The following is a 21053-nucleotide window of genomic DNA, read 5'->3' as shown; positions in this document are numbered from 1 at the left end:
CTTTTAAAATTTAACTGCTGTGGGGTGTGTACACAATTGCCCCCGCGTTTTTTTACTATTTCCCCGCGCCACGGCCCCCTAACCTCTCCCCCCCCGGGGGGGGCGCCCCCCGCCCGGCCGGGCGCGGGCCGCCGGCCGTCACAGGTGGCGGCCACGCCACCTCGTCTGCTCGGCTTCGGAGGGGTCAGCGGCCGGGCTCGGGCCCGGCGCCGTGCGCGGTCAGCGACGCGTCCCGCAGGGCTCGCCGGTCCTCGCCGAAGAGCCGCACCTCGGCCGCCACCATGCCGACACAGACGACGGCGAGCACCGCGAGCGCCGCCAGCGCCGGCAGCCGGTCGGCCAGCGGCACCAGGGCGACCAGGAGCACCACCGTCACCGCCCGTGGCCAGTTGACCGAGCCCATGTTGCGCAGCCGGAAGCCCAGATGCCCGAGCAGGTAGAGCACCACCCCGCCGTAGAGGGCGTAGAGGCCCAGGCCGTGCAGCGGGTCGGTGAGGTCGTGCGCGCTGCCGTCGCCCACGTACGACAGGACCTTCTTGAAGCCGAGCGCGAGCAGGATGATGCCGACCACCATCGGCAGGTGCAGGTACGTGTACGAGTCCCGGCCCAGCGCGGCCCGGGCCGCGCCCTCGGCCCGGTGCAGCACCTGCTCCGCCGCGATGGCCACCACGTCGAAGTACGCCCACCACAACGCGGCCGTCACGGTGATGGCCAGCGCGGAGGCGACGATGATCGGCCAGGAGATCGGCAGGTGCGTGACGCCGACGCCGATGGCGACCAGCGACTCCCCCAGCGCCACGATGATGATCAGCCCGTGCCGCTCGGTCCAGTGCGCGGCCGAGAAGATCCGCCAGCCGTCCGCGCCGATGGCCATGATCCCGCCGTAGTCCACGGCCAGCGCGAGCACCCACAGCGCCGTACGGATGGTGGAGACCCGGGCCGGGTCGTCGGCGAGCTGCTGCGGCAGCAACGCGGCTGAGAAGAGCAGCAGCGCCCCACCCAGCATGGGCAGCACCGCCCGCAGCAACTGCCGGCGCAGCCCCTCGTCGCCGCGTGCGGCGTGCCAGTAGATCACCAGGTGCAGCACCCGGACGACGAGGTAGCAGGCGGCGAAGACCACCGGCCCGGAGAGCCCGCCGGGCAGGTCGTCGAAGGCCTCCGGAATGGTCACCGCGACCACGAACATGGCGGCCATGACCGCGAACAGGGCCACCCGGACGACGCCCTCGTCGGCCCGGACCGTGTTGCCGAGCCACGCGTAGCAGCACCAGCACCACCAGAGCAGGGCCAGCACCAGCAGGCCACGCAGCAACCCACGCCCGGTGAGGTCGTCGGCCATCAGGGCGGTCACCTGGGTGAGCGCGTAGACGAAGACCAGATCGAAGAAGAGTTCGAGCGGGGTCACGGTGGACCCCTCCCGCATGACCCGCATGCGCGGCGCGCGCCGCGTCGTACCACCAGTCACCACGGCGCACAGTCTGGCAGCCGCCCGCGGTGGAGGGCTTCGCGGCCGGCCCGCGTCCCGGGGTCAGGCGATGACGGCCGGTTCCCGCCACTGCGGTCGGCCGCCGCGGTCCAGGTCGTACCGGACGGCGGCGATCCGCCCGACCGCCTCGACGAGGTCGGCGGCGGGCAGGGTGAACGGCAGCCGCAGGAAGCGCTCCAGCGTGCCGTCCAGGCCGAACCGGGGACCGGGCGCCAGCCGTACGCCGACCTCCTCGCTGGCCCGGGCGAGCGCGCTGGAGATCGGGCCGTCGAGTTCGGCCCACAGGGTCACGCCGCCGTGCGGCACGGTGACCCGCCACTCGGGCAGGCGCTGGGCGAGCGCCGCCAGCAGCGCGTCGCGCTGGGCGGTGAGCTGCGCCCGGCGCGCGGCGACGATCGCCGGGGCGTCGGCGAGCAGGTGGACCGCGACCAGTTGGTCCAGCACCGGGCTGGCCATGTCGACGCCGACCCGGGTGGCGGCCAGCCGCTGCACCTGCGGGGCCGAGGCGCGGACCCAGCCGATCCGCAGGCCGCCCCAGAACGGCTTGCTCATCCCGCCGATGGTGACCACCCGGGAGTGCCGGTCGAAGCTGGCGGTCGGCGGGGGCAGCACCGTCCCGTCCAGGGGCAGGTCCACGAAGGACTCGTCGACGACCAGGTCGGTGCCGACGGCGTGCGCCGTGCCGACCACCCGCTCGCGCAGCGACGCCGGCATCAGGTGGCCGGTCGGGTTCTGGAAGTCCGGGATCAGGTACGCCAGCTTGGGCCGGGCCTGGCGGAGGCTGCCGAGCAGCAGGTCGGCGTCCCACCCGGGCTCGTCGACGGCGAGGCCGTGGGTGGTGATCCGGGCGCGCCGGGCGGCCAGCGCGGCCAGCGCGTTCGGGTAGCTGGGCGCCTCGACCAGCACGTTGCCGCCCGGCGCGAGCGACAGGCGCAGCACCAGGTCCAGCGCGTGCTGGGTGCCGTTGGTGACCATGATCTGGTCGGGCGAGGTGGGCAGGCCACGCTCGGTGTACGCACGGGCCACCGCCTCGCGCAGCTCGATGATCCCGGTCGGGTGGTAGCCGGCGCCACCCAGGTAGCGCGGCAGGTCCTCGGCGGCGGCCCGGGCGGCCGGCAGCAACTCCGGCGGGGCGGCGAGCGCGGCCACCCCGAGGTCGATCATGTCCCGGTCGTCCAGCGGGGTCCACAGGCCGGTGCTCGCCACCCGGTGGGTGCCCGGGAGCATGGTCCAGCTGCCGGCACCGCGCCGGCTGGCCAGGTGGCCGCTCTCCCGCAGCTCCCGGTACGCGGCGGTGACCGTGGTCCGGCTGATCTTCAGAGCCTCGGCGAGCTCCCGCTCGGCCGGCAGGCGTACGCCCAGCGGCAGCCGGCCGTCGGCGAGCAGGCCCCGCACGGCACCGGCCAGGGCGGCGTAGTCGGGGCTGCGGCGGCGGCCCGGAAGCGCATGCCACTGGCCGAGAAGCCGAGCCAATTGAGCACCCCGAACCTGACTCGTCATGGCCACCCCTCCGATATTGGCTCTTCCATCCCGCCAATTGGACCCTAGAGTGGCACGAGTGGCAGCAATTGGCAATCTCCGGCATCGTCCCGCGCGGCGGCTGACCCAGCTCTACGCGGGGCTCGTCCTCTACGGCGTGAGCATGGCCCTCATGATCAACTCCGGGCTGGGCCTCGACCCGTGGGACGTGTTCCACCAGGGCCTGGCCGAGCTGACCGGCCTCTCCTTCGGCACGGTCACCATCGTGGTGGGCGCGCTGGTGCTGCTGCTCTGGATCCCGCTGCGTCAGCGCCCCGGCCTCGGCACGGTGAGCAACGTCCTGGTGATCGGGCTGGTGGTGGACGCGACGCTCGCCCTGCTGCCGGCCGGCGGGCCGCTCGGCGTACGGATCGGGCTGCTGGCGGCCGGGATCGTGGCCAACGGCGCGGCCACCGGCCTCTACATCGGCGCCCGCCTCGGCCCCGGCCCCCGCGACGGCCTGATGACCGGCTACGTCGCCCGGCGGCCCGGCCGGTCGGTCCGGCTGGTCCGCACCGTCATCGAGGTCACGGTGCTGGCGCTGGGCTGGCTGCTCGGCGGGACGGTCGGCGTCGGCACGGTCGCCTACGCGCTCACCATCGGCCCGCTGACTCAGTTCTTCCTGCCGCTGTTCACCGTCCCCGAGCCGGCGGAGGTCGCCCCGGGCCGCGCCGAGCCGCTCCCCGCGACCTGACCGGTCCCGGCCCTCCTTGTGGCCGGCCCCTCCACGACACCTCGGCCGTGGGCGGCCTCGAACCCCTGTTCCGGGACGCCGGCGCGGCGTCGGTGTTCCCTTCGGCCGCCACGCCCGGCAGAATCCTGGCATGGGGGAGAACGGTTGGCGCTGGACCGATGCCTGGATCTTCGTCTCGCTGGTGATCGCCAGCGGTGCCGGCCGGCACCGCCGGGCGGCGTCCAGCCGCCGGCCCGAGGGCGTGCGCCTCGCCGACGTGCTCTCCACCGCCGACCACCTCAACCAGGCGATCCCCGAGCGGCACGAGGTGGAGGCGGCGGTCCGCCGCCTCGTCGGGGCCGGGCTGGTCAGCGTCACCGACGGCTGGTTCCGGATCACCGCCGACGGTGAGCGGCTCTGGCGCACCCGACCGAGCGCCGGGCTGGCCACGACGGTGGACACGGTGCAGGGCGTGCTCAGCCGGCGGCACACCCCGGTCAGCGCCGAGTGGCACCTCGACGAGGAGGAGCACGCCGCGGCCGTCCAGGAATACGTGGTGCGGTCGATCCCGGCACCCCGGCGCTCCCCGGAGAACCGGTCCCGCCCGGACTGACCCCGCCGACGACGACTCGGACCACGCGCAGGTCGGCCGGACCGGATGAACCCCTCCACGGGCGACCGGCCCGGGCGGTCAGCGGACAGGGTGGCCGGCTCCGCCCGGCGCGGCCGGGCCCGGTCAGCGGACGGGGTGGCCGGCTCCGCGCAGCGCGTCCTTGACCTCGGCGACGGTCAGCTCCCCGAAGTGGAAGACGCTGGCGGCGAGCACCGCGTCCGCGCCGGCGCCGACCGCCGGTGCGAAGTGCGCCACCTCGCCCGCGCCACCACTGGCCACCACCGGCACGTCGACCACCCGGCGCACCGCACCGATGAGTTCGAGGTCGAAGCCGGCCTTGGTGCCGTCGGCGTCCATCGAGTTGAGCAGGATCTCCCCCGCGCCCAGCTCGGCGCCCCGCCGGGCCCACTCGACCGCGTCCAGCCCCGTGCCGCGCCGGCCGCCGTGGGTGGTCACCTCGAAGCCGCTGGGCGTGGTGCCGGCCGGCGCGCGCCGCACGTCGAGCGAGAGCACCAGCACCTGCCGGCCGAACCGGTCGGCGATCTCGGCGATCAGCTCGGGGCGGGCGATCGCGGCGGTGTTCACCCCGACCTTGTCCGCGCCGGCCCGCAGCAGGGTGTCGACGTCGGCGACCTGCCGGATGCCGCCGCCGACGGTCAGCGGGATGAAGACCGACTCCGCGGTGCGGCGGACCACGTCGAGCATGGTGCCGCGGTCGCTGGAGGAGGCGGTGACGTCGAGGAAGGTCAGCTCGTCCGCGCCGGCCCGGTCGTACGCCGCGGCCAGCTCCACCGGGTCGCCGGCGTCGCGCAGGTCGAGGAAGTTGACCCCCTTGACCACCCGCCCGGCGTCCACGTCCAGACACGGGATCACCCGTACCGCCACCGTCATGCCGCGAGCCTATCCTTCCCGGTGACGGCGCTGACCGGCCCTGTGAGGCCGGCCACCGCCGTTGACAGGGGACCTGCTCCGCCGGAGGCGTCGGGAAGGTGCCCTTCCTCACACCCGGACGAGCATCTTGCCCAGGTTGTCGCCGCGCAGCGCTCAGCGGTCGCCGAGGTACGCCTCCACCTCCACCTCGACGAGGTGGTCCGGATCCAGCAGGCCGGCGACCACCACCATCGTGGCGGCCGGGCGGACCGCGCCGAAGACCGCGTTGTGGGCCCGGCCCACCTCGTCGGCGTACGCGCGGTCGGTGACGTACATCCGGGTGCGGACCACGTCACCGGGCGCCGCGCCGACCTCGGCGAGCGCGTCCAGGGCGATCCGCAGGGCCTGCGCGGTCTGCGCCGCCGCGTCCCCGACGTGGGTGACCACGCCGTCGACGGTGGAGGTGCACCCGGCGGTCCAGGCCAGGTCGCCGGCCCGGACCACCCGGGAGTAGCCGTACACGGCCTCCCAGGGGCCGCCGGAGCCGAGCCGGGTGGCGGTCACGCCGCAGCCAGGGTGTCCAGCGCCTGCGCGACGGTGAACGCGCCCGCGTAGAGCGCCTTGCCGGCGATCACGCCCTCCACGCCGATCGGCTCCAGGGTGGCCAGCGCCCGCAGGTCGTCCAGGGTGGAGACGCCACCGGAGGCGATCACCGGGGCGTCGGTGCGCGCGCAGACCTCGCGCAGCAGGTCCAGGTTCGGCCCGCGCATGGTGCCGTCCTTGGTGATGTCGGTGACCACGTACCGCGCCGCGCCGGCCTTGTCCAGCCGCTCCAGCACCTCGTAGAGGTCGCCGCCGTCGCGGGTCCAGCCCCGGGCGGAGAGGGTACGGCCCCGCACGTCGAGCCCGATCGCCACCCGGTCGCCGTACTCGCCGCAGATCCGGTCGCACCAGACCGGGTCCTCCAGGGCCGCGGTGCCGATGTTCACCCGGGCCGCGCCGGTGCCGAGCGCGGCCTGCAACGACTCGTCGTCCCGGATGCCCCCGGAGAGCTCCACCTTCACGTCGAGCTGGCGCACCACCTCGGCCAGCAGGTGCGCGTTGGAGCCCCGCCCGAACGCCGCGTCGAGATCGACCAGGTGGATCCACTCGGCACCGTCCCGCTGCCAGGCCAGCGCGGCCTCCAGCGGGTCGCCGTACGTCGTCTCGCTGCCGGCGGCGCCCTGCACGAGCCGGACGGCCTGGCCGTCGGCGACGTCCACGGCGGGCAACAGGGTGAGGCTCACGATGTCTTCTCCTCGAAGTCAGGTGCGACGGTCCAGGGCGATCACCACGATCGCCGGCAGTACGAGCAGCAACAGCACGACCAGCGCGATCCGCAGCGCCAGGTCGTCCACGAGCGACCAGATCAGGACCATCGCCGCCAGGGTCAGCAGCACGATCGCGGCCCGCTCGCCGCGGCTGTGCCGGGGCAGCCGGCCGGTACGCCGCCGCCGCAGCGCGGGCGTGATCCGGCGCACCAGCGCCCGCCGGCGCTCCCGCCGGGCCGCCCGCCGCTCCCGGACGACCCGTTCCCGGGCCGCCTCGGCCTCCCGGGCCGCCCGGCGACGGGCCCGCTCCTTGCTCACGGCGTGCCCGGCCGGCGGACGGAGGCGGACGGGCGCTCAGTCACCGGTCGGCAGCATAGCGAGCCAGTTGCCCAGCAGGGCGGCACCGGTGTCGGCGGACTTCTCCGGGTGGAACTGCGCCGCGCACAGCGCGCCCCGCTCCACCGCCGCCACGAAGTCGGTCTCGTGGTGGGCGGTGGTGACCGTGGCGCCGGCGGCGGCCAGCGCTCCCGGGTCGCCGACGGCGTACGAGTGCACGAAGTAGAACCGGCTGTCGGCGGGCAGCCCGGCGAAGAGCACCGACCCGGCCGACGCCGACACCGTGTTCCAGCCCATGTGCGGCAGGCGGTCGGCGGCCAGCCTCGTCACCCCGCCGGGGAGCAGCCCGAGGCCCTTCGTCACCACGCCGTGCTCGTCGCCGTGCTCGAAGAGCACCTGCATGCCGACGCAGATGCCCAGCACCGGACGCCCGGCGGCGACGCGCTCCGCGATCACCGGCCCGGCGCCGAGCGCCTCGATGCCGGCCATGCAGGCGGCGAACGCGCCCACGCCCGGCACCACCAGGCCGTCCGCCTCGGCGGCGGCGGTCAGGTCGTCGGTCACCGTCACGTCCGCGCCGGCGCGGGCCAGGGCCCGCTCCGCCGAACGCAGGTTGCCCGACCCGTAGTCGAGCACCACCACGTTGCTCATGCCGCCACCTCGCTTCGCCCGGTGGCGGCATGAGGCACCACGGCGCCGCACTGATGACTCGCTCGCTGACACTCGCTCATGCCGGCACCGCCCCGCCCCGGGGCGACGGCACGGGGCCGCGCCGCGGCCGGTCCGACGGGCCGCCGGCTCACGAGCCGTCCCCGGGCAGCAGCCAGAGCACGCCGCCGGCCGTGGCCAGCACGGCGAGCAGCGCGGTCACGACCACCGCGCCGCGCGGTGCGCCCTGCTTGTGCAGCGACCAGGTGCCGCCCACCAACACACCGGCCAGGATCAGCAGCAACGTCGGCAGGACCCCGCCCATCAGCTCCGCCCTCCGTCCGTGGCTGCGGGACTCCGCCGTGCCGCCTTCCTCGCGCCCATCAGAGAGCACCCTTCGTGCTGGGGATCGCGCCCGCGGCGCGCGGGTCGATCGCGGTGGCCTCGCGCAGCGCGCGCGAGACGGCCTTGAACTGCGCCTCCACCACGTGGTGGGCGTCCGGGTGCCCGCCTGGGCGGGCCGCCCGCAGCACGTCCACGTGCAGGGTGATCCGGGCCGCCTGGCCGAAGGACTCCCAGATGTGCCGGGTCATGCTGGTCGGGTAGACCGGCCCGATGTACGGCGCGAGCGCCGGCTCGTCGTGCACCACGTACGGGCGGCCGGAGAGGTCGACCGCGGCCCGGACGAGGACCTCGTCCATCGGGACGGTGGCGGAGCCGTACCGCCGGATGCCGGCCTTGTCGCCCAGCGCCTGGTCGAACGCGGCGCCCAGGGCGAGCGCGGTGTCCTCCATCGTGTGATGGGCGTCGATCTCCAGGTCGCCGACGGTGCGCACCGTCAGGTCGAAGCCGCCGTGCCGGGCGATCTGGTGCAGCATGTGGTCGTAGAACCCCACCCCGGTGCCGATCTCGGCACGGCCGGTGCCGTCGAGGTCGATCTCGACGAGGACCTTGGTCTCCTTGGTGATCCGCTCCACCCGGGCGGTCCGGCTCATTGTCTGCCTTTCGGTCGCGGCTGCGGGGCTCGCAGAGCTCACTCCTCGCGCTCCCACTAGATCTTCTCCATGGCGGCGAGGAAGGCGTCGGTCTCGGCGGGGGTGCCGGCGGTGACCCGCAGCCAGCCGGGCAGGCCGACGTCGCGGACCAGCACGCCGGCGTCGAGCAGGGTGCGCCAGGCGACGGCTTGGTCGCCCCCGACCTCGAACAGCACGAAGTTGGCGTCGCTGTCCGCGACCCGCAGCCCCCGGCCGCGCAGCTCCGCCACGATCCGGTCGCGCTGCTGCATGATCGCGGCCACCGTGCCGAGCAGGGCGTCGCGGTGCGCCAGCGCCGCCCGGGCCGCGGCCTGGGTCAGCGCCGAGAGGTGGTACGGCAGCCGGACCAGCTGCACCGCCGCCACCACCGCCGGGTCCGCGGCCAGGTAGCCCAGCCGGCCACCGGCGAACCCGAACGCCTTGCTCATCGTCCGGGTCACCACCAGCCGCGGGTGCCCGGGCAGCACCGCCAGCGCGCTGACCGTGCCGGGGCGGGCGAACTCGGCGTACGCCTCGTCGACGACCACCATGCCGGGCGCGACGTCCAGCACGGCGGCGACCACGGCCGGGTCGAGCGCCGTGCCGGTCGGGTTGTTCGGCGAGCAGAGGAAGACCACGTCCGGGGCGTGCGCGCGGACCTGGGCGACCGCCTCGTCGGCGGTCAGCCCGAAGTCGACGCCGCGCCGGGCCGGCACCCACCGCGTGCCGGTGCCGAGCGCCAGCAGCGGGTGCATCGAGTACGCCGGGGTGAAGCCGAGCGCGGTGCGCCCCGGCCCGCCGAACGCCTGGAGCAGCTGCTGCTGGATCTCGTTGGAGCCGTTGGCCGCCCACACCTGCTCGGCGGTGAGCCCGTGGCCCAGGTAGCCGGCGAGGTCGGCGCGCAGCGCCACGGCGTCGCGGTCCGGGTAGCGGTTGAGGTCGCGCAGCTCCGCTGCGAGGGCCTTGCCGATGGCGTCCACCACCGGCTCGGGCACCGGGTAGGAGTTCTCGTTGGTGTTCAGCCGCACCGCGACGTCGAGCTGCGGCGCCCCGTACGGCGTGAGCCCGCGCAGGTCGTCCCGGATCGGCAGGTCGTCGAGCCCGCTCACGCTGCCACCTCGCGTCGCCCGGTGGCGGCGTGCGGCCGGCAACGGCGGAGCCTGCTGGTGCGCGCGCTGCGCTCGCTCACGACGCCGTCCCCGGGAAGCGCACGCTGACCGCCTGCCCGTGCGCGGGCAGGTCCTCCACTCCCGCGAGGGTGACCACGTGCGGGGCCACCTCGCGCAGCGCCTCCTGCGAATACTCCACCAGGTGGATGCCGCGCAGGAAGGACTGCACGGAGAGCCCGGAGGAGTGCCGGGCGCAGCCGCCGGTGGGCAGCACGTGGTTGGAGCCGGCGCAGTAGTCGCCGAGCGACACCGGCGACCAGGCGCCGACGAAGATCGCCCCGGCGTTGCGCACGCGCAGCGCCCACTCGCGGGCGTCCCGGGTCTGGATCTCCAGGTGCTCGGCCGCGTAGGCGTCGACCACCCGCAGCCCGGCGTCGAGGTCGTCGACCAGGACGACGCCGCTCTGCTCGCCGGTCAGCGCGGTGGTGACCCGCTCGGCGTGCTTGGTGGCCGGCACCTGCCGGGCCAGCTCCCGCTCGACCGCGTCGACCAGCGCGACCGACGGGGTGACCAGCACGCTGGCGGCGAGGGGGTCGTGCTCGGCCTGGCTGATCAGGTCGGCCGCGACGTGCGCCGGGTCGGCGGTGTCGTCGGCCAGGATGGCGATCTCGGTCGGGCCGGCCTCGGCGTCGATGCCGACGACCCCGCGCAGCAGCCGCTTGGCGGCGGTCACCCAGATGTTGCCCGGGCCGGTGATCATGTCGACGGGGTCGCAGTGCGCGTTGCCCCCGGCGTCGACGGCCGCCCCGTAGGCGAGCATCGCGACGGCCTGCGCGCCGCCGACGGCGTAGACCTCGTCGACGCCGAGCAGGGCGCACGCGGCGAGCACCCGGGGATCGGGCAGGCCGCCGTTGTCCTTCTGCGGCGGGCTGACCACGACCAGGGAGCGGACCCCGGCCGCCTGGGCCGGCACCACGTTCATCACCACGGTCGACGGGTACATCGCCAGGCCGCCGGGGACGTAGAGGCCGACCCGGTCGACCGGCACCCAGCGCTCGGTCACCGTGCCGCCCGGCACCACCTGCGTGGTGTGGTCGGTGCGCCGCTGGTCGGCGTGCACCTTGCGGGCCCGCGTGATCGACTCCAGGAGCGCGGCGCGCACCCCGGGGTCGAGGCTCCCCTCCGCCTCGGCGATCGCCTCGCCGGGCACCCGCAGCACCTCGGGCGAGACCCCGTCGAACCGCTCGCTGGCCTCCCGGATCGCCGGGTAACCATGCTCCCGGACCGCCTCCACGAGCGGGCGGATCCTCTCGACGGCCACGGAGACGTCGAGCTGGGCACGGGGCAGCAGGCGGCGCGGGTCGCGGACGCCGCCGCGCAGGTCGATCCGGTTCAACACCCTTGCGAGTCTAGGCGGCCGGCCCGGACGCCGACCGCTGCCGCCCGTACGGCGGGACGGTGAGCCGGGACACGCCGCCGCGCCGGGATCGGGCTACCCTCGACGCGTGACTGCGCGGCTGCCGGTATTTCCGCTCGGGACGGTCCTCTTCCCCGGTCTGGTGCTGCCACTGCACATATTCGAGGAGCGCTACCGCGCCCTGGTCCGGCACCTGGTCGGGCTTCCCGAGGGCGCCCCACGCGAGTTCGGCGTGGTCGCCATCCAGGCCGGCTGGGAGGTCGCCCCCACCGCCCCGGACGGCCGGCCGGTGCCCGGCGGCGGCGACGTCACCCTGCACGAGGTGGGCTGCACGGCCGAGCTGCGGCAGGTCACCGAGCGCCCCGACGGGGGATTCGACATCGTCACGGTGGGCCGGCGCAGGTTCCGCGTCGCCGGCGTCGACCGTGAGGCCGCGCCCTACCTCACCGCCGAGGTGGAGTGGCTGCCCGAGCCGGACGGGCCGGACGAGGTCGCCGACCTGCTCGCCGCCCGGGTGATCTCGGTCTTCCGGCAGTACCTGGGGCTGATCCGGGCCGACCCGGAGGAGCTGTCCGAGCAGCTACCGGAGGACCCGACGGTGCTCTCCCACCTGGTCGCCGCGACGGCGGCGCTGACGGTGGCCGACCGCCAGCGGCTGCTCGCCATCGACGACACCGCCGCCCGGCTCCGCGCCGAGCTGCGGCTGCTCAACCGTGAGGCGGCGCTGCTGCGCCAGGTGCGGGCGGTTCCGGTGCCGCTGGCGGAGCTGGCCTCCCCGCCGACTCCCAACTGACCCCGGGCGCGCCGGGCTCGGGCTCCGGGCGCAGCGACGGCCAGCGGGACCAGCCCGCCAGCAGGGTGTACGTCACGGCCGCGCCGAAGGCGGGCAGCAGCAGGTTGCCGTGCGGCACCGGCAGCACGCCGAAGATCAGGTCGATCCCGCCGGCCCGCAGGTCCGCCGGCTTGCTGAAGGCCCGGCCGTCCGGGGCGGTCTCCAGCAGCCGCTGGTAGCCGGCCAGCCCGATCCGCCGGCCCACCTGCCAGGCGACCAGCGCCGCGCCGAACGCGCCGAGCACGGTGGCGAGCAGGCCGACGGGCCCCCGCACGCGGCGCAGCACGAACCACAGCGCGAGCGCGGCGAGCACCCCGAAGCCCAGCCCGAGCAGGCTGAACCAGCCGTCGGCGGCGACCGGCTGCTCCGGCTGCGGCTCGGCGTAGATCGCGCCGTCGGGGACCTTGAGCACCGGGGTGTCCGGGGCGAGCGCGGCCCAGAGCAGCCCGAGCGGCACCCCCAGGACGGTCAGCGCGAGCCCCGCGCCCGCCGCGAGCCGCACCGCCCGGCGACGCGGCAGCTCGGGCTCGGCGGGCGGGACCGGTTGGCCGACTCCGTAGGCGGCGCCCGGGTCGCCGTAGGGGAACGCGCCGGGGCCGTCGTACGGGCTCGCGGCGCCCGCTGGCGGCGCAGCGTACGGGCCGGCCTCCCGCGCGACGTACGGGCCGGCCTCCCGCGCGACCTGCTGGTCGACCTCCCGGGCGGCGTACGGGCCGGCGGGGGCGTCCTCGGCCGGGGCGGCGGGCTCCGCCGGGGCTGCCGGTGCCGGGGCGCCCGGCTCGTCGGGTCGGCGGCCGGGCCGGTCGGGTTCGGGGGTGTCCGCGCTCACCCCGTGATCCTCTCAGGCCGGGCTGCGGCGCGGGTGGCCGGTGGCGGCACACCCGCTCACCGGGCGAACGGTTCCAGCATCACCGCCGCGGCCTTCAGCCACGCCTGCCGGGTCTCCTGCTGGAGCTGCTGGTACTCGATCGAGGAGCCGGTCTCCAGCGCCGGGTCGTACGGCACGACGGCGACGGCGCGGGTGCGGGTGGCGAAGTGGCGCTCCAGGTCGTCCTGCAACGGGGAGCGGCCCGGCGTGGGGCAGGAGATCAGGGTGACCGCGTTGTCGGCCAGCTCGCCCATGCCCACCTCGTGCAGCAGGTCCAGCATCCAGTCGGCGCTGAACGCGGCGTCCTCGCGCGGCACCGTGGTCACCACGAGCTGGTCGGCCGCCTGCATGACGGTGCGCCAGTTGGCGCTCTCCACGTTGTTGCCGGTGTCCACGCAGATCACGTCGTGGGTGCGCCGCAGCAGCTCCAGCACCCGCCGGACGGTGAACTGGTCGAGCCGCTGGGCGAACCGGGGGCTCTCCTCGCCGGCCAGCACGTCGTACGAGCCGTCGGAGGCGTGCCGCAGGTAGTCGTCGAGGTGCTCCAGCAGCTCCGCACCCTCCTTGATCTCGATGTGCGCGAGGTCGCCGACCAGGTGCCGGATGGTGCGGGCGTGCCGGGCGCTGCCGGCGCGCAGCCCGAGGGTGCCGCGCAGCTCGTTGTCGTCCCAGGCCAGCACGCCCCGCCCGCGCACACTGCCGACGGTCGCCGCGGCCAGCACGGTGGCGGTGGTCTTGTGCACGCCGCCCTTGGGGTTGGCGAACGCGAGCACCCGCGGGGTGCCCAGGTCGCGGCGGAGCACCCCGGCGGCGCGCTCCAGCTCGCTCTCCGCCCCGCGCGGGCGCCACTCGACGCGGGCCGGGTAGCCCCGCTCGGCGACCGGGGGCGGGGCGGGCGGCGCCGCCGGGGGCGGCTGCTGGTAGGCGGGCTCGGGGCGGTAGCCGCCGTCGAGCAGGGGGGCGTACCGGGACTCGGCCGGCGGCGGTTCGTGCCGGTAGCCGTTGTCCAGCAGCGCGTAGCGCGACTCGACCGGCTCGTGCCCGCGCCGCTGCGTCGGCACGACGTGGGAGGGCTCGGGCCGGTGGGCCGGCGGCTCGCGGTGGTCCGGCTCGGCCGGGTAGCCCGGCTCCACCCGGTAGGCCGACTCGGCCGGGTCCACCCGGTAGGCCGGCTCGACCCGGTAGGTGGCCTCGGCCCGGTACCCCGCGTCGGCCGAGCGGCCGTACCCGGCATCGGCCGAGCGGCCGTACCCCACGTCGGCGGGGTGGCCGTACTCCGTGCCGTATGCGGCGTCGGCGGGGTGGCCGTACTCCGTGCCGTATCCGGCGTCGGCCGGGCGGCCGTACTCCGTGCCGTACCCCGGCGGGCCGGGCTCCGCGCCGTGCGGCGGCTCGGGGGCCCGCCCGATGGCTGGCACCCGCGCGGCGTAGCCGTTCCCCGACGACCGGCGCGGCAGCGGCTCGGGCGGGGCCGGCGGCACCTCACGCCGGTCGGTCTCGGCCTGCTCGGCCGGTCGACCGCCGTGCCGGGCCCGGTCGAGCAGCGCCCGCCACCGCGGTGCTGGTTCGGCCGGCCGTGCCCAGCCGGTCTCGCTGCCCTCCACGGCTCGCCCTCCCAGCACCATCGACGTCCGCCTGACAGGCTACGAACGAAACCCTATTCGGACCACACCCGTCCGCGCACCTTCGGTCCTGCCCACCGTCACCCGGCCGGCGCCCCGGTGCCGCCAGCGGCGGCGTCTGCCGAGGTGGGCGGGGTCGGCGACGGGATTCCGCCGGAGGCCGGGCCGGTCCGGACCGGTGACGAATCCGTCACCTCGGGTGCGGGTTCCGACGTTTCGCCCACCGGCGGGGTCGGGGGCGTGCCCCGGTCGCGTTCCCTCGTGGCCGTTCCCGCGACGAGGCCGGCGTCGGCCGGCGGGTGCGCGACCTCCCGCTGCTCGGGCAGCGGCGGCGTGAAGACGGTCCGGTCGAGCCGGGTGACCTCGGGTGCCGGGTCGACCGCCCGCACCCCGGGCCGGGCGGCCAGGCGGCGCAGGGCCACCGGCTCGGCGCGGACCACCGCCGCGTAGAGGCAGGCGCAGCCGGAGCGGTATGCGGCCGCCTCCGCCGCCGACACCTCGGCGCCGCTGTCGTACACCTGCCGCAGCTCGCGCTCGGCCTGCCCGCCGCCGGTCAGCGCGGCGGACCGGGCGCGGTGGTCGGCGGCCTCCCGCTCCTTGCGGGCGGCGACCTCGGCCATCCCGGCGACCACGTCGTCGGGCACCCGCTGCGCGGGCATGCGGACGATCTCGGTCTGCCGGTCGGCGAGCGGCACCCGCCCGAGGACGGCGGCGACCGGCACGTCGCCGAGGATCGCCGCCGCCCCCTGCGGGGTCAGGTAGGACGAGAGGGACACCAGGGCGTACGTCCCGTCGCCGGCCGCCGGGGCGGCGGGCGGCAGCGCGGCCAGGTCGGCGGTGGCGGCGCGGACGTAGCCGGGGATCGAGTCGCCGTGGGCCACCCCGACCCGGGTCACCTCGCCGACGGTGCGGTCACCGGTCGGGCGGTCGTCGCCGGACCACACGGCGGTGAGCAGCACGGCGGCGCAGGAGAGCAACGCGATCGTGGTGAGCACCCGCGGCCGGGCCGGACCGTCGCCGGGCCGGGTCACGGCGCCGGCCAGCCGGGGCAGCGGAGGCTGGTCCCATCGCCGTAGCGGGTCGCCGGCGCGCACGGGTGCGGTCCCCCTCGTCGGATCGTCTGGCGGTGGGACGACGCTCAGTCGCGGAGGATCTCGAGCGCCCGGCCCAGGTCGTCAGGGTAGTCGCTGACGAAGCGCACCTCGTCCCCCGTGCGGGGGTGCAGGAAGCTCAACGAGCGGGCGTGCAGCCACTGTCGGGCCAGGCCCAACCGGGCGGAGAGGGTGGGGTCCGCCCCGTAGGTGAGGTCGCCCACGCACGGGTGCCGCAGGGTGGAGAAGTGCACCCGGATCTGGTGGGTGCGGCCGGTCTCCAGCCGGACGTCGACCAGACTCGCCGCCGGGAACGCCTCCACCGTGTCGTAGTGGGTGATGCTCGGCTTGCCGCCGGAGACCACCGCCCAGCGGTAGTCGTGGGTGGGATGCCGGTCGATCGGGGCGTCGATGGTGCCCCGCAGCGGGTCGAGGTGCCCCTGCACCACGGCGTGGTAGCGCTTCTCGACCTCGCGGTACTTGAACGCCCGCTTCAGTGCGGTGTAGGCCTGCTCGCTCTTGGCCACCACCATGATCCCGGTGGTGCCCACGTCGAGCCGGTGCACCACGCCCTGCCGCTCGGCGGCGCCGCTGGTGGAGATGCGGTGCCCGATCGCGGCCAGCGCGCCGATCACCGTGGGACCGGTCCAGCCGGGGCTCGGGTGCGCGGCGACGCCGACCGGCTTGTCCACCACCACGATGTCGTCGTCGGCGTGCACGACCCGCAGCCCGGGGACCGCCTGCGGCACCACGGTGGGCGGGGCGGCCGGGGCGGGCAGGGTCACCTCCAGCCAGGAGCCGGCCCTGACCTTGTACGAGTTGGCCCGGACCACCCCGTCGACCAGCGCGTCGCCGGCGTCGACCAGGGCCGCGGCGGCGGTGCGGGAGAGCCCGAAGAGCCGCGACACCGCCTGGTCGAGCCGGGTGCCGTCGAGACCGTCGGGCAGGGGCAGGGAGCGGTGGTCGCCGCCGGCGGCGAAGGCGGAGGTCATGCCCGCTCCCGCTGCCCCGCGTCGGCCGGCGCCGTCGCCTCGGTGGCCCCGTCCTTGCCGACCCGGCTGCCGTCGCGCTGGCGGCCGGTCAGCTCCAGCACGACGGCGAGCACCACGCCGCAGACCAGGGCGCTGTCGGCCAGGTTGAACACCGGCCAGACCCGGCCGTACGGGTCGAAGAGGCTGACCATGTCCACCACGTGCCCGACGAACCAGCCCGGGGCGCGGAAGATCCGGTCGGTGAGGTTGCCCAGCGCCCCGCCGAGCACCAGGCCGAGCGAGATCGCCCAGGGCAGCGAACGCAGCCGCAGGGCCATCCAGAGGATCCAGCCGACCACGCCGAGGGTGATCAGCGGGAAGACCCACGTGTGGTCCGCGCCGATGCTCCAGGCCGCACCGCTGTTGCGGGTCAGGGTGAGGTAGACCGCGCCGCCGAGCAGCTTGACCGGCTCGCGGTCGGACAGGGTGAGCAGGGCGAGGTGCTTGGTGACCAGGTCGGCCACGAGGGCGGTCAGCGCGACGCCGAGCAGGATGGTGACGGCCCGGCGGCGGGGCGTGCCGCCTCCCGGCTCAGCGCTGCCGGACCCGGCGGGCGGTGCTTCGGACATCTGCTCCCCATCGACGCTCGCGGCGGCGCTCGCGCGCCGCCTCCCATGGCCGCCGGGGAGCGGGCCTCAGCGCCGCTCCTCCAGCTGCTTGCACGTCACGCAGAGGGTGGCCGACGGGAACGCGGCGAGCCGCTCCACCGGGATCGGGTTGCCGCACCGCTCGCACCAGCCGTAGCCACCCTCGTCGAGCCGCTCCAACGCCCGCTCGACCTGCGTGATCCGTTCCAGGATGCTGTTGGCGAGTGAAATCTCCTGCTCGCGTTCGAACGTCTTCGTCCCGGTGTCGGCCTGGTCGTCCCCGGCCGAGTCGGTCAGCCGTTCGCGCTGCAGCTCGGTGATCTCGCTCAGCGTCTGATCGTACTCGGCACGCAACTCGTCACGCCGCGCCGCCAGGGCCGCCCGGATCTTCTCGGTCTCCGCCGCGCTGCGGGTGGCCTTCGCCACCGGCTTGCGGCCGGCGGTCCTGGTCTCGGCTGGCTTCGCCATCGTCGCTCCCTCGGCCGCGGAACCGCGGCGGACCGCGGCGCCTGGACAGGGGCCACCGACATCGGCGCCCCAGTACAAAAGGGGCGCGCGGCGACGTGGCCGCGCACTCCGGAGATTCGCAAGAATACGGAACGTACAGGCGTCCGACAACGTGCCGCTCCGACGCACCGCCGCTCGACCCCGAGTCGTACCTTATCGGGGCAAAAGGAACGCTAGCAGATCAACCGTCGCGATCCTCGCCGTACTCGCCAAACCAGCGGGCCAGCCGGCCCCGCCGGCTGACCGCCCGCAGCCGGCGCTCCGCCTCGTCGCGCACCCCGGCGGTCGCCACGATCAGCAGGCTGTCGCCGGTCTTCAGCCGGAAGTCCGGGCCGGGCACGACGCCCGCCCCGTCCCGCAGCACCAGCGTCACCGAGGCGCCCAGCGGCAGCCGCAGCTCGTCGACGTGCACCCCGGCCAGCCGGGAACCGGGCGGCACCTCCACCTGGAGCAGGTCGGCGCGCATCCGTTCCAGCGGGGCGGTCTCCACCCGGATCTCCGCTGCCTCGGCCGGGGCGGTCACCCGCAGCCGGCGGGCCACCGGGGCGAGCGTTCCGGTCTGCAGCAGCGTGAAGATCACCACCAGCACGAAGACCGAGTCGAAGAGCCGGTCGGCGCCGGGCACCCGCTCCGACAGCGGGATGGTGGCGAGCACGATCGGCACCGCGCCGCGCAGCCCCGCCCAGGACAGGAACGCCTGCTCGCGCAGGCCGAACCGGAACGGCAGCGCGGACGCCGCCACCGACAGCGGCCGGGCGAGCAGCACCAGCGCCAGCCCGGCGACCACCGCCGGCAGCACCGCCGAGCCCAGCCGGCTCGGCGTGACGAGCAACCCGAGCAGCACGAACAGCCCGATCTGCGCCAGCCAGGCCAGCCCGTCGGCGAAACCGAGGATGGCCTGCCGGTGCGGCAGCCGGGCGTTGCCGAGGATCACCCCCGCCACGTAGACGGCGAGAAAGCCCGAGGCGTGCAGCACCGCGCCGGCGCCGTAGGCGAGCACGGTCAGCCCGACCGCCGCGATCGGGTAGAGCCCCGCCGACGGCAGGGCGGCGTGCCGCAGCGCCCACCGCCCGCCGACGCCGGCCGCGAAACCGACGGCCGCGCCGACGCCCAGCTCGTAGCTCACCAGGGCGGTCTCGTACCACCACGGATGGGTGATCCCCTCCCGGGACAGCAGCACCACCAGCAGCACGACCGGGGCGTCGTTCATCCCCGACTCGGCCTCGAGGGTCGCCACCAGGCGGGGCGGCAGGCGCAGCCGGCGCAGCGTGGCGAAGACCGCGGCCGCGTCGGTGGAGGAGAGCACCGCCCCGTAGAGCAGCGCCAACCGCCAGTCCAGCCCGAGCAGCAGGTGCACGGCGAGGCCGACGACCAGGATGCTGACCAGCACGCCGACGGTGGAGAGCAGGGCGGCGAGCCCGAGCACCGGGCGCAGCGTGCTCCACCGCGCGGTCAGCCCGCCCTCGGCGATGATCACGATGAGCGCGCAGAAGCCGAGGGTCCGGGTCAGCTCGGCGTCGTCGAAGCGGATGCCCAGCCCGGCCTCGCCGATGGCGACGCCGAGGGCCAGGTAGACCAGGAGGCTCGGCACCCCGAGCCGGGTGGACAGCCGCACCGCCCCGACCGCCACCAGCAGCACCGCCGCGCCGAGCAGCAGCGCGAGATCCAGCCCCGGCGTCACGGGTGCCCGACCCGGGCGTACGTCACCCGGCGGCCCCGTCGCGCAACCGGCGCAGCGCCTCGGTCAGCTCCGGTGCGGGACCCTCGACCAGGAAGAGCTTGTCGCGGCTGGCCGCGCCCGCCCGCAGGGACACCGCAGCCGGTCGGACGCCCAGCGCTCCGGCCAGCGCCCGCCGGGCCGCCTCGGTGGCCCGGCCGTCCACGGCCGGCGCGTTGACGGCGACCACCAGCGCGGGCCCGTGCGGGCCGTCGAAGCGGCCGCCGACGCGGGCGCGGGCGGAGCCGGGCTTCACCCGGACCGCCACGGTCAGCGTGTCGTCCACCGGAGCCGGGCCGCTCAGAGCCGGCCGGCGTCGGCGAGCAGGGCGGTGTTCGGCGCGCAGTGGGCGCACGGGGTGAAGCCGAGCTCGACGGCCTCGCCGACCGGCAGCGACTCGTGCTCGCGGCCCACGAGGTGGGCGCACCCGGCGAGGTGGTAGCGCGGACGCCCGTCGACGACCCGCACCTCGGCGTCGAGGCGGGCCACCCGGGCGGCGTCGGCCGGCGTGACGTCCTGCGCCGCGGGCTCGTCGTCGTACGCCCCGACCGCGCCGGGCGCGGCGCCCCGGGAGCCGACGTCGGCCACCGGTGGCTCGGGCGGTTGCCGCCACCCGGTGCCGCCGGCGTCGACCGTCGGAGGGACGTGCTGGACGGGGATCTCCGGCTCCACGGGCGGCCCGTACGCGAAGGCCGGACCGGCCGGCCGGGTCGCCGTGCGCGACGGCCGCTCCGCCGCCAGCCGGTCGCCGGCCGCCTGGCGGGCGCCCACGACCAGCGCGACGGCGGCCAACAGACTGGCCGCGATGGAGACGACGAGAAGGACGCTGGAGCCACCGGCCAGGCCGGCCACCAGCAGCACCACCGCGACGAGGATGAGCAGGAGACTCGCGACTATCACGGCTCACCCCCGCCGCGTCGTGCCGATGAGGCGAGGTCGGCGACCGTCGCGGTGACGACGGCCGCCGACCGGTGGTCAGCGACCAGATTCGAGGGCGCCGGAACGACCGCCGCCGTAGGAGCCGGCGAGACCGGCTGCGGCGAGCCCGTTGCCGCCGGCGGCCCGGCTGCCCTCGCCACGGGTCATCTCGACCTCCAGGCCCTGGCCACGGCCGTCGAGGTCACGCAGCTGGCTCTCCAGGTAGGCCTTCAGGCGGGTGCGGTACTCGCGCTCGAACTGCTTGAGCTCCTCGATGTGCTTCTGCAGCGCGGTGCGCTTGGCGTCCAGGCCGCCCATGGCCTCCTGGTGCCGCTGGCGGGCGTCGCGCTCGAGGGCGTCGGCCTTGGAACGGGCCTCGCGGGTGACCTCCTCGGCCTTGGAACGGGCCTCGGAGAGCAGCTGGTCGGCCTCGCGACGGGCGTCCGAGACGTGGTCGTCGGCCGTCCGCTGGGCCATCATCAGCACCCGCAGCGCCTGCTGCTCGCCGTCACCGGTCACCGCCGGCCCGCCGGCCGTACGGACCTGCTCCAGCTCCGCCTGCATCGCCCGGGCGGCCTGCTCGGCCGCCGCCTTGTCGCGCTGCACCCGGTCGAGCTGGGCCTTGACGTCGTTGAGCTCCGCCGCGAGACGGGCGTCGCCGCCGGGGCCGGCGGGGGCGCCGCCACGGCCGCCGCGCTCCACCTGGGCACGCAGCTCGTTGTTCTCCTCGATGAGACGGGCAAGCTCGCGCTCGACCTCGTCCAGGAAGGCGTCGACCTCCTCCTCGTCATACCCCCGCTTGCCGATCGGCGGCTTTTTGAAGGCGACGTTGTGGACGTCGGCCGGGGTCAGCGGCATCGAAACTCCTCGGGTCAGTTGCGGCCGCG

General features: G+C 75.7%; 24 protein-coding genes. 3 read left to right on the top strand and 21 right to left on the bottom strand.

Going from position 1 to position 21053, the window contains the following annotated elements; genetic code table 11:
* Positions 1-184: 184 nt before the first annotated feature.
* Complete coding sequence (locus AB0G14_RS03640; RefSeq protein WP_357693340.1) at positions 185-1405, bottom strand: low temperature requirement protein A; 1221 nt, start codon at positions 1403-1405, stop codon at positions 185-187.
* Between the two features lie 123 nt (positions 1406-1528).
* The gene (locus AB0G14_RS03635; RefSeq protein WP_357693338.1) at positions 1529-2986 is read right to left on the bottom strand and encodes a PLP-dependent aminotransferase family protein; all 1458 of its coding nucleotides are present in this window, start codon (positions 2984-2986) and stop codon (positions 1529-1531) included.
* A gap of 58 nt (positions 2987-3044) precedes the next feature.
* Between AB0G14_RS03635 and AB0G14_RS03630 the strand changes: the two genes are divergently transcribed.
* Both AB0G14_RS03630 and AB0G14_RS03625 read left to right on the top strand, forming a co-directional pair.
* Entirely contained in the window at positions 3045-3698 is a 654-nt protein-coding gene (locus AB0G14_RS03630; protein ID WP_357693336.1) for a hypothetical protein, read from the top strand.
* 130 nt (positions 3699-3828) lie between these two features.
* The gene (locus AB0G14_RS03625) at positions 3829-4290 is read left to right on the top strand and encodes a hypothetical protein (protein ID WP_350709318.1); all 462 of its coding nucleotides are present in this window, start codon (positions 3829-3831) and stop codon (positions 4288-4290) included.
* A 123-nt stretch (positions 4291-4413) separates the two neighbouring features.
* On the opposite strand, the gene hisF is transcribed toward AB0G14_RS03625, so the two are convergent.
* From hisF to hisD, 9 genes are all read right to left on the bottom strand, one after another.
* The gene (gene hisF, locus AB0G14_RS03620; RefSeq protein WP_357693334.1) at positions 4414-5181 is read right to left on the bottom strand and encodes an imidazole glycerol phosphate synthase subunit HisF; all 768 of its coding nucleotides are present in this window, start codon (positions 5179-5181) and stop codon (positions 4414-4416) included.
* A 153-nt stretch (positions 5182-5334) separates the two neighbouring features.
* A complete protein-coding gene (locus AB0G14_RS03615) occupies positions 5335-5724 on the bottom strand; it encodes a RidA family protein (protein WP_357693332.1) in 390 nt (129 codons plus the stop codon).
* On the bottom strand, positions 5721-6446 hold the full coding sequence (gene priA, locus AB0G14_RS03610; RefSeq protein WP_350709329.1) for a bifunctional 1-(5-phosphoribosyl)-5-((5-phosphoribosylamino)methylideneamino)imidazole-4-carboxamide isomerase/phosphoribosylanthranilate isomerase PriA: 726 nt from the start codon (positions 6444-6446) through the stop codon (positions 5721-5723). The genes AB0G14_RS03615 and priA overlap by 4 nt, the downstream gene beginning before the upstream one ends.
* 18 nt (positions 6447-6464) lie before the next feature.
* A complete protein-coding gene (locus AB0G14_RS03605; protein ID WP_357693329.1) occupies positions 6465-6788 on the bottom strand; it encodes a hypothetical protein in 324 nt (107 codons plus the stop codon).
* A gap of 36 nt (positions 6789-6824) precedes the next feature.
* The gene (hisH, locus tag AB0G14_RS03600; RefSeq protein WP_357693327.1) at positions 6825-7457 is read right to left on the bottom strand and encodes an imidazole glycerol phosphate synthase subunit HisH; all 633 of its coding nucleotides are present in this window, start codon (positions 7455-7457) and stop codon (positions 6825-6827) included.
* A gap of 148 nt (positions 7458-7605) precedes the next feature.
* A complete protein-coding gene (locus AB0G14_RS03595; RefSeq protein ID WP_350709335.1) occupies positions 7606-7779 on the bottom strand; it encodes a hypothetical protein in 174 nt (57 codons plus the stop codon).
* Positions 7780-7837: 58 nt separating this feature from the next.
* The gene (gene hisB, locus AB0G14_RS03590; protein ID WP_088999256.1) at positions 7838-8449 is read right to left on the bottom strand and encodes an imidazoleglycerol-phosphate dehydratase HisB; all 612 of its coding nucleotides are present in this window, start codon (positions 8447-8449) and stop codon (positions 7838-7840) included.
* Between the two features lie 56 nt (positions 8450-8505).
* Positions 8506-9576 (bottom strand): histidinol-phosphate transaminase, encoded by a 1071-nt coding sequence (locus tag AB0G14_RS03585; protein WP_357693325.1) that lies wholly within the window; start codon positions 9574-9576, stop codon positions 8506-8508.
* A 76-nt stretch (positions 9577-9652) separates the two neighbouring features.
* Positions 9653-10975, bottom strand: a complete 1323-nt coding sequence (gene hisD, locus AB0G14_RS03580) for a histidinol dehydrogenase (RefSeq protein ID WP_357693323.1) — start codon at positions 10973-10975, stop codon at positions 9653-9655.
* A gap of 106 nt (positions 10976-11081) precedes the next feature.
* Between hisD and AB0G14_RS03575 the strand changes: the two genes are divergently transcribed.
* Entirely contained in the window at positions 11082-11786 is a 705-nt protein-coding gene (locus AB0G14_RS03575) for an LON peptidase substrate-binding domain-containing protein (RefSeq protein WP_357693321.1), read from the top strand.
* On the opposite strand, the gene AB0G14_RS03570 is transcribed toward AB0G14_RS03575, so the two are convergent.
* The 10 genes from AB0G14_RS03570 to AB0G14_RS03525 form a co-directional block, all read right to left on the bottom strand.
* The gene (locus tag AB0G14_RS03570; protein ID WP_357693319.1) at positions 11701-12654 is read right to left on the bottom strand and encodes a DUF2567 domain-containing protein; all 954 of its coding nucleotides are present in this window, start codon (positions 12652-12654) and stop codon (positions 11701-11703) included. The two genes, AB0G14_RS03575 and AB0G14_RS03570, sit on opposite strands and share 86 nt — an antisense overlap.
* 56 nt (positions 12655-12710) lie before the next feature.
* Positions 12711-14318 carry an AAA family ATPase gene (locus AB0G14_RS03565; RefSeq protein WP_357693317.1) on the bottom strand — a complete coding sequence of 536 codons (1608 nt, stop codon included), beginning with the start codon at positions 14316-14318 and terminating at the stop codon, positions 12711-12713.
* Positions 14319-14395: 77 nt separating this feature from the next.
* Positions 14396-15409 carry a hypothetical protein gene (locus AB0G14_RS03560; RefSeq protein WP_357693315.1) on the bottom strand — a complete coding sequence of 338 codons (1014 nt, stop codon included), beginning with the start codon at positions 15407-15409 and terminating at the stop codon, positions 14396-14398.
* A 44-nt stretch (positions 15410-15453) separates the two neighbouring features.
* Entirely contained in the window at positions 15454-16398 is a 945-nt protein-coding gene (locus AB0G14_RS03555) for an RluA family pseudouridine synthase (protein WP_357456620.1), read from the bottom strand.
* A complete protein-coding gene (gene lspA, locus AB0G14_RS03550) occupies positions 16395-17006 on the bottom strand; it encodes a signal peptidase II (RefSeq protein ID WP_357693313.1) in 612 nt (203 codons plus the stop codon). The genes AB0G14_RS03555 and lspA overlap by 4 nt, the downstream gene beginning before the upstream one ends.
* 66 nt (positions 17007-17072) lie before the next feature.
* Positions 17073-17492 carry a TraR/DksA C4-type zinc finger protein gene (locus tag AB0G14_RS03545; protein WP_357693311.1) on the bottom strand — a complete coding sequence of 140 codons (420 nt, stop codon included), beginning with the start codon at positions 17490-17492 and terminating at the stop codon, positions 17073-17075.
* 220 nt (positions 17493-17712) lie between these two features.
* Positions 17713-19212: a potassium/proton antiporter gene (locus tag AB0G14_RS03540; RefSeq protein WP_357693309.1), complete on the bottom strand. Its 1500-nt coding sequence runs from the start codon at positions 19210-19212 to the stop codon at positions 17713-17715.
* Positions 19213-19234: 22 nt separating this feature from the next.
* Complete coding sequence (locus AB0G14_RS03535) at positions 19235-19534, bottom strand: DUF167 domain-containing protein (RefSeq protein WP_350709352.1); 300 nt, start codon at positions 19532-19534, stop codon at positions 19235-19237.
* A gap of 14 nt (positions 19535-19548) precedes the next feature.
* Positions 19549-20148: a hypothetical protein gene (locus AB0G14_RS03530; RefSeq protein WP_357693307.1), complete on the bottom strand. Its 600-nt coding sequence runs from the start codon at positions 20146-20148 to the stop codon at positions 19549-19551.
* Between the two features lie 75 nt (positions 20149-20223).
* Positions 20224-21024, bottom strand: a complete 801-nt coding sequence (locus tag AB0G14_RS03525) for a DivIVA domain-containing protein (protein ID WP_357693305.1) — start codon at positions 21022-21024, stop codon at positions 20224-20226.
* Between the last annotated feature and the right edge of the window lie 29 nt (positions 21025-21053).

Origin of the sequence: Micromonospora sp. NPDC023814 (genome assembly GCF_040639595.1) — a bacterium.
GTDB lineage: Bacteria > Actinomycetota > Actinomycetes > Mycobacteriales > Micromonosporaceae > Micromonospora.
This window is presented reverse-complemented; position numbering and strand designations above follow the sequence as displayed.

What these genes read in the sequence shown, in the direction of transcription:
- AB0G14_RS03525 (WP_357693305.1), bottom strand. Translation starts at nt 21,024, where the DNA reads ATGCCGCTGACCCCGGCCGACGTCCACAACGTCGCCTTCAAAAAGCCG.
- AB0G14_RS03565 (WP_357693317.1), bottom strand. Translation starts at nt 14,318, where the DNA reads ATGGTGCTGGGAGGGCGAGCCGTGGAGGGCAGCGAGACCGGCTGGGCA.
- AB0G14_RS03545 (WP_357693311.1), bottom strand. Translation starts at nt 17,492, where the DNA reads ATGGCGAAGCCAGCCGAGACCAGGACCGCCGGCCGCAAGCCGGTGGCG.
- hisF (WP_357693334.1), bottom strand. Translation starts at nt 5,181, where the DNA reads ATGACGGTGGCGGTACGGGTGATCCCGTGTCTGGACGTGGACGCCGGG.
- AB0G14_RS03625 (WP_350709318.1), top strand. Translation starts at nt 3,829, where the DNA reads ATGGGGGAGAACGGTTGGCGCTGGACCGATGCCTGGATCTTCGTCTCG.
- lspA (WP_357693313.1), bottom strand. Translation starts at nt 17,006, where the DNA reads ATGTCCGAAGCACCGCCCGCCGGGTCCGGCAGCGCTGAGCCGGGAGGC.
- AB0G14_RS03595 (WP_350709335.1), bottom strand. Translation starts at nt 7,779, where the DNA reads ATGGGCGGGGTCCTGCCGACGTTGCTGCTGATCCTGGCCGGTGTGTTG.
- AB0G14_RS03555 (WP_357456620.1), bottom strand. Translation starts at nt 16,398, where the DNA reads ATGACCTCCGCCTTCGCCGCCGGCGGCGACCACCGCTCCCTGCCCCTG.
- hisH (WP_357693327.1), bottom strand. Translation starts at nt 7,457, where the DNA reads ATGAGCAACGTGGTGGTGCTCGACTACGGGTCGGGCAACCTGCGTTCG.
- AB0G14_RS03635 (WP_357693338.1), bottom strand. Translation starts at nt 2,986, where the DNA reads ATGACGAGTCAGGTTCGGGGTGCTCAATTGGCTCGGCTTCTCGGCCAG.
- hisB (WP_088999256.1), bottom strand. Translation starts at nt 8,449, where the DNA reads ATGAGCCGGACCGCCCGGGTGGAGCGGATCACCAAGGAGACCAAGGTC.